This window comes from uncultured Campylobacter sp. (assembly GCF_938045775.1).
In the GTDB taxonomy this organism is placed as follows: domain Bacteria; phylum Campylobacterota; class Campylobacteria; order Campylobacterales; family Campylobacteraceae; genus Campylobacter_B.
Genome location: NZ_CALIBH010000010.1, coordinates 1 through 1560, shown reverse-complemented (window position 1 = coordinate 1560; position 1560 = coordinate 1). Strand labels below are relative to the sequence as shown.

Annotated in this window: 2 protein-coding genes; one reads left to right on the top strand and one right to left on the bottom strand. The window is 44.2% G+C overall.

The genetic code is table 11. The features are described from left to right. The first annotated feature begins 103 nt into the window (after window positions 1–103). A complete protein-coding gene (locus Q0238_RS00295; RefSeq protein ID WP_297941730.1) occupies window positions 104–820 on the top strand; it encodes a PAS domain-containing protein in 717 nt (238 codons plus the stop codon). Window positions 821–992: 172 nt separating this feature from the next. Here Q0238_RS00295 and Q0238_RS00290 read toward each other — a convergent pair. Then, window positions 993–1560: sulfatase-like hydrolase/transferase (locus Q0238_RS00290; protein ID WP_297941728.1), on the bottom strand; the 568-nt coding region annotated here is incomplete at its 5' end.

Here is a 1560-nt window from a genome sequence, read left to right as displayed (position 1 = left end):
CTAAATTTATTAAAAATATATAAGTATTTCTATAAATTTGCAGAAATTTTAAAATTTAATCTAAATTTATAGATTTTTTTATATGAAATTTCAGGAGCCCGAATTGAACCAACTTTTGCAGACTTTTATACCGACTGCGCACCTTATTAAAAATACGATCGGCGATTGCGAGGTGGTCATCCACGATATGAGCACGCCGCAAAACTCCGTCGTTTTCGTCCTCGGCGACGTAACGGGCAGGAGGATCGGCCAAAGCTTCGATCATCTGGTAAAGGACGTGTTGCTAAGCAAAAATTTTGAAAACGACTGCACCGCAAACTACTACTTCACCGCGCAAAACGGCAAGCTCATGCGCTCCTCGACTTCGCTGATCCGCGGCGCAGACGGCAAAGTAGTAGGCGCGCTGTGCGTAAATATAGATACTTCAAGCGCCATGGCGGCATACAAAGCAATAAAAAATCTTCTGCCGAATGCAAAGCTCGATAGAAATGAGCTGCAGGGCGCAAATTTTACCGACGGAAGCTGCAATAGCGCGGCATTAGATGAGGCGAACTTCAATGACGGCGTAAGTTTAGAAACGCAAAGCTCTAACAATTCGCAGCAAAATATCCTTGACATCGTCCAAGACCTGATCGCATCGGCTACGCACGATCTGAATGTAGAGCGGATGAAGAAAGAGGATCGAAAGCGTATCGTAAAATTTCTCGCGCAAAAAGGAATTTTTGAGGTAAAAGGCGCTGTAGAGCTCGTCGCAAAGGCGCTTAGGACGCAAAAAGTCACGATTTACTCGTATATGGATGAGGTAAAGAAGGAGAGCTAACCGCGGTGCATAAATTTGATCTCAAATTTAATAAGCGTTGCGCGTCTTTTTATCAGCGTAGCCATATGGGGTGGCGCAAATTTTAATCTGAATTTGATGAACAAATCAAAAAGCAGGACATACTAATTCCTATTTTTGCAGCATGTAACGGCATAAAAGCAAAACTCATCTGTTACTCGAACTCGTAGCCCTTCGTATTCTTTAATTTCTCGTCATAATCGACTCCGTTAGCAATTCGCTTGCGCGAAGCATTGAAATCCGCTCGTATCGGGCTTTTGCGCTCGTCAAACTCAAGTGGCGCGACACCGATGATATCTGCTAGCAAATGCGCCAAATCATCGCTCATAAAAGGCTTATCTTTCGCCGCAGCTAGCCTCTGCCATAGCTTAGCGTGATCGCTCAAAAACTCGCGCGAAGCTATGAAAATCAGCGGAATTTCGTAAGTAAAGCGGCTCTCCATGCCGTGCCCAAGGCGTCCATTTTCGTATAAATTCTCTCCGTGATCGCTAAGATAGACGATGAGGCTGTCATCACCCGAAAAAATTTTAAAAATTTCATTTATGACAAAATCGTTGTAAAGCACGCTGTTATCATAATATGCGACGACATCTTTCTGCTTGGAAGTAAGTTTTGCCTTTACATCCGCCGCGCTAAACTTGCCAAATCCCTCGGGATAGCGCAGGCTGTAATCCATATGGCTGCCGATGAGATGGATCACGTAGAAATTTCGCTCGCCCTGC